Source organism: Nocardia sp. NPDC059764 (assembly GCF_042732555.1).
In the GTDB taxonomy this organism is placed as follows: Bacteria; Actinomycetota; Actinomycetes; order Mycobacteriales; family Mycobacteriaceae; genus Nocardia.
In genome coordinates this window covers 1-4705 of record NZ_JBHWHH010000296.1, presented here as the reverse complement: position 1 = coordinate 4705, position 4705 = coordinate 1, and the positions used below count along the sequence as shown (strand labels likewise).

Genomic DNA, 4705 nt, shown 5'->3' with positions numbered 1-4705 from the left:
AGATACTCAGCGACTCACCGAGCGCTTGTACTGCTTCTGGGCGAGCGGCACGAAGATCGCCAGGATCACGACGATCCACATCAGGGTCGTCGCGACCGGATGCCGCATGGGCCAGACATCCGCGCTCGGTCCCATCGGCGAGGTGTTGCCGAACAGCTCACGCGTCGCCTGGGTCACGGCCGACACCGGATTCCATTCCGCCACAACGCGTAACACCGTCGGCAGGTTCGCGGTCGGCACGAAGGTGTTGGCGATGAACGTGAGCGGGAAGATCACCATGAAGCTGGCGTTGTTGTAGACCTCCGGCGCACGCACCAGCAGGCCGACCACCGCCATGATCCACGACACCGCGTACGCGAACAGCAGCAACAGCACGTACGCCAGCACCGCGTCGAGGAACGAACCGCGGATCCGCCAGCCCACCAGCAGCCCGGTCAGCGACATCACCACCAGGCTCACCACATTGATGACCACGTCGGAGAGCGTGCGCCCGATCAGCACCGCCGACGGGGCCATGGGCAGCGACCGGAAGCGGTCGATGATGCCCTTCTGCATGTCCTCGGCCAGGCTCAGGCCGGTGAACGTCGCGCCGAACACCACGGTCTGGGCAAAGATGCCGGCGATCAGGAACTCGCGATAGGACGTGCCCGGCAACTGGATCGACGAGCCGAAGACGTAGGCGAACAAGAGCACGAACATGATCGGCGACAGCGTCGAGAAGATCAGCACGTCCGGCACCCGCCGGATCTTGACCACATTGCGTTTGGTGATGGTGATGCTGTCGGTCACCACCATGGCCAGTCGCTGTGCGAGCGAAGGCTTTCCGGCGACGGCGAGCGCGGCGCTCATCGGGCGCCCTCCTTCTCCTCGGCGGATCGATTGCCGTTGATCAGTTCCTCGGCCTGGTGTCCGGTCAGGGACAGGAACACATCATCGAGCGAGGGCCGGCGCAGCCCCACGTCGCGGATCTGGACCTCGTGCTCGGTCAGCTGCCCGATCGCGTCCACCAGCGCCTGCGAGCCGTCCCGGACCGGCACGATGATCCGCCGCATCCCCGGCTCGAGCCGAATCTCGCCGTGCGCCAAGCCTTCCAGCGCCTGCCGCGCCACCGCGAGATTGTCGGCGTGATCGACGACCAGCTCGATCCGGTCGCCGCCCACCATCGCCTTGAGCTCGTCGGAGGTGCCCTCCGCGATCACCCGGCCATGGTCGATGACGGCGATGGAGTCGGCCAGCCGGTCCGCCTCCTCCAGGTACTGGGTGGTCAGCAGCAGCGTGGTGCCGCCCGCCACCAGTTCCTCGATGACATCCCAGAGGTCCAGGCGTGCACGGGGATCCAGTCCGGTGGTGGGTTCGTCCAGGAACAGCACCGGCGGATTCGCGACCAGCGCGCCCGCCAGGTCCAGGCGGCGGCGCATACCGCCGGAGTAACCCTTGACCGGACGGTCGGCGGCATCGGCGAGGCGGAACCGGTCCAGCAGCTCGCGTGCTCGCTCCTTACTGCGCCGCACCCCCATGTGGTACAGCCGGCCCACCATCTCGAGATTCTCGAAGCCGGTGAGGTATTCGTCGACCGCGGCGTACTGGCCGGAGGTGCCGATGCGGGAGCGCAGCCGCTGCGGGTCCTGCAGGACGTCCACCCCGGCGACGACGGCATGGCCGGCGTCGGGGATGAGCAGCGTGGTGAGCACGCGCACGGCGGTGGTCTTGCCGGCGCCGTTGGGGCCGAGCAGGGCGGTCACGGTGCCTTCGGGGACCGAGAGGTCGAGGCCGTCGAGGGCGACCAGCTGGCCGTACCTCTTGACCAGACCCTCGGCGACAATGGCGTCAGGCATGATTCTCCTGTTCCGAACTGCACGGATGCGGTCGAACACGATCGTCGGCGTCTGGCCAGTATGCCCGGATCGCAGGAGTGAGTCATCCGAGTTTCACCAGTGTCGGCGCGGACGGCGGCCGGGATCGCGAGTCGTCAACTACTCGAACGTAATTCGGCGAAGGACGCATATCGGTCACGATGCCGAGCTCGCTGCCGAGAACCGCGCTTTTTCCTCGAAAAAATCTTTGAACGCGATGCCCCGATAGCCACACAATCCGAATTCGTCGCGTAGGATCGTTCCCGTCGGCCCCTCCCCCCCGGGCCGACCTTACGCGGGCCTCGGCTAACTCCCCCCCTTCGCCGAGGCCCGCCCCCATTCCCGGAGCACGTCCTCGACGGGGACCACTCAGACCAGCGGCCGAATCTCATTGCGGCGCAGCACATGCCCGTACAGCCGGTTGATGCCCTTCACCCGCACCGTGGCCAGATGCCGCAGCGTGAAATCCAGATCCGCCTCGATGGCCGCGGCGGCCCCGTCGTCCACCAGCACCGTGCCCGGCCGGGCCACACCGGTGAGCCGCGCCGCCGTGTTCACCGTCGACCCGTAGAGGTCGCCGAAGCGCTGCAACACCTCCCCGTAGGCCAGACCCACCCGCAGCTCCTGGGTGACGCCGTGCGAGGCGATGGCGGCCTCCTGCACCGCGAGCGCGATCCGCGCCCCGTCGGTGGCCGTCGCCGCCGCGAACATGACCTCGTCGCCCACGTTCTTGATCACCCAGCCGCCATTGGCGACGATGGCGTTGCTGGTGGCCGTCTCGAAGGCCTCCAACAGCGCCGACAGCTCATCGGCCTCCAGGTGGCGGGTCAGGCGGGTGTAACCGACCATGTCGGCGAATCCGACGGCCAGTACGCGAACCGTGTCCCCCGCCGCCGCTCCCCCGTCCAGCGACCGCGCCAGCGCGGCGTCCAAGTGTCTGCGGAAGGCGTAGCGCTGCAAGGTCTCGAATTCGGTGACCACCTCGTCGGTGGCGATACGCGCGGCTTCCTTCGGATCGATGTCCGGCTGCTCGCGCGTGATGGTCGTGATCCGGTCCAGGATCTCCTCGGTCACCAGATCGACCTGCCACTCCGCCAGCCGCGCCATGGACCGCCCCAGCGTCCGCGCGGCCGTGGTCTGGCGGTGCGTGTCGGCGGTGGCCAGCACGTGCAACTTGGCGAAGGTCTGGGCGGCCTCGACATCGGAGTCGCTGTACTCCACGGCCTCGTCGTCCGGATCGGCCGGGAAGCCCAACGCCACCCACAGGCGGCGGGTGACATTGTTGGGCAACCCGGTCAGATCCGCGACCTGATGCCGGTTGTACCGGCGCGGGCCGCTCAACAGATATGGCTCGACCACGGACCGCACCAGCTCGGAGATCTCTGTGGACGCCATCTCTCGACCTTACGGCGTGAATCGGATGGAAAACCGCCGCTTGTTCCGTGTCACAGCCAAATTCGAGGCGGTCAGCGCGTGGTGACCTCATGCCACAGGTCGGCGTCATTGCGCTGACGCAGTTTGCTGATCCCGAAAACGACGGCGGCGGCGATCACTATGGTGAGCACGATTTTCATGAATCCCACAGTACTGCAACGACAGAAGCCGCAGACCGAAGCGGTCTGCGGCTTGTGGGAGTGGAGCCTAGGGGAATCGAACCCCTAACCCCTGCCTTGCAAAGGCAGTGCTCTGCCAATTGAGCTAAGGCCCCTGGGAAGGCAGTTCGTTCTTTACCTGTGGGTGGGCCTAGGAGGACTTGAACCTCCGACCTCTTCGTTATCAGCGAAGCGCTCTAACCGCCTGAGCTATAGGCCCTTAGTGGGTGTTCGAAGTGCGTGACTCGAACGAGGCAGAAGATTACCGTACGTCGGCACCGATAACCAAAACGGCCGGTCAGCGGCTTGCGGAAGCAAGGCTGACCGGCCGTCGCAGGCGGATCGAAACAGCGGTTTCCTAGTCCGGATCGGACAGGGTGACCTGGACGCCGCCGACCAGATCGGTGCACTGGTTGTAGACGAACACCCCGACCGTGGACAGCGCGGTCAGCAGCACCACATTGATCAGGCCGATCACACCGGCGTAGCCGAAGACCGTGCCCGCGTCGATGAGCGCCGAGCTGGAGTTGTCCGAGACCATGTCGGTGAAGGTGGAGTTCAGGCGCTCCCAGACGCCCATGCCCTCCAGCACCAGGTACAGCAGGCCGACCGCCAGCATCCACACGAAGAACATGGCCACGCTGATCACCAGCGAGACCTTCAGCGTGGACCACGGGTCGATGTGGCGCAGCTGCACGGTGGCGCGCAGCGGCTCACCCGTGGCCGCGGCCTGCGCCACCGCCGCGGGGGCGGACGGCGAGACCGGACCGGCCGGCGCGATCGGCTCCGGCGGCGGCAGCGGGTGCCGCAGCTCGGACAGATCCGGCAGATCCTTGACCAGTTCCGGGCGGGAGATGCTGCGGGTCGGTCCGTCGATGCCGACGGACTTCACCATGGCCGCCTCCTTGCGCGCCGCCTTGGCCGCCAGGTCGGCGGTGGTGCGGGCATTGGAGACACCGGCGTTCAGGCCGCCGCCCTGCAGGCCGCCACCGCCGAGGCTCGGATTGGTCCCCGGCCGGCCCGCCGCCGGGGCCTGGCCCGGGCGGTACAGGTTGGACTGCGGCTCCCGCTGCGGCAGCTGCGACCAGCCCTCCTGGAAGGGCGAACCGCCCTGCCCGTCCGCCGCCTCGGGGGCGGCGGGCGCCGCGGCGGCCGCGGGGGCCTCGGCGGCCGAATCACCGGACTTGTCCGGCAATTCGGAATTCTGCGGCGTTCCACCGTCCTGCGCGCCCGGCCTCGGAATGGGCCGCGGCGGAATCG

Annotated in this window: 5 protein-coding genes and 2 tRNA genes; all 7 read right to left on the bottom strand. The window is 67.6% G+C overall.

Annotated elements, in window-relative coordinates:
• Window positions 1–6: 6 nt before the first annotated feature.
• Window positions 7–849: an ABC transporter permease gene (locus ACFV4K_RS34725; RefSeq protein ID WP_379280546.1), complete on the bottom strand. Its 843-nt coding sequence runs from the start codon at window positions 847–849 to the stop codon at window positions 7–9.
• Complete coding sequence (locus tag ACFV4K_RS34720) at window positions 846–1835, bottom strand: ATP-binding cassette domain-containing protein (protein WP_379280545.1); 990 nt, start codon at window positions 1833–1835, stop codon at window positions 846–848. The genes ACFV4K_RS34725 and ACFV4K_RS34720 overlap by 4 nt, the downstream gene beginning before the upstream one ends.
• Before the next feature lie 387 nt (window positions 1836–2222).
• The gene (locus ACFV4K_RS34715; RefSeq protein WP_379280544.1) at window positions 2223–3248 is read right to left on the bottom strand and encodes an adenylate/guanylate cyclase domain-containing protein; all 1026 of its coding nucleotides are present in this window, start codon (window positions 3246–3248) and stop codon (window positions 2223–2225) included.
• 71 nt (window positions 3249–3319) lie between these two features.
• Window positions 3320–3427, bottom strand: a complete 108-nt coding sequence (locus tag ACFV4K_RS34710) for a DLW-39 family protein (protein WP_357088480.1) — start codon at window positions 3425–3427, stop codon at window positions 3320–3322.
• A gap of 61 nt (window positions 3428–3488) precedes the next feature.
• Window positions 3489–3561: transfer RNA gene (locus tag ACFV4K_RS34705), tRNA-Ala, on the bottom strand.
• A 30-nt stretch (window positions 3562–3591) separates the two neighbouring features.
• Window positions 3592–3665: transfer RNA gene (locus ACFV4K_RS34700), tRNA-Ile, on the bottom strand.
• 138 nt (window positions 3666–3803) lie between these two features.
• Complete coding sequence (locus tag ACFV4K_RS34695; RefSeq protein WP_379280543.1) at window positions 3804–4703, bottom strand: DUF3566 domain-containing protein; 900 nt, start codon at window positions 4701–4703, stop codon at window positions 3804–3806.
• Window positions 4704–4705: the final 2 nt, after the last annotated feature.

What these genes read in the sequence shown, in the direction of transcription:
- ACFV4K_RS34725 (WP_379280546.1), bottom strand. Translation starts at nt 849, where the DNA reads ATGAGCGCCGCGCTCGCCGTCGCCGGAAAGCCTTCGCTCGCACAGCGA.
- ACFV4K_RS34720 (WP_379280545.1), bottom strand. Translation starts at nt 1,835, where the DNA reads ATGCCTGACGCCATTGTCGCCGAGGGTCTGGTCAAGAGGTACGGCCAG.
- ACFV4K_RS34715 (WP_379280544.1), bottom strand. Translation starts at nt 3,248, where the DNA reads ATGGCGTCCACAGAGATCTCCGAGCTGGTGCGGTCCGTGGTCGAGCCA.
- ACFV4K_RS34710 (WP_357088480.1), bottom strand. Translation starts at nt 3,427, where the DNA reads ATGAAAATCGTGCTCACCATAGTGATCGCCGCCGCCGTCGTTTTCGGG.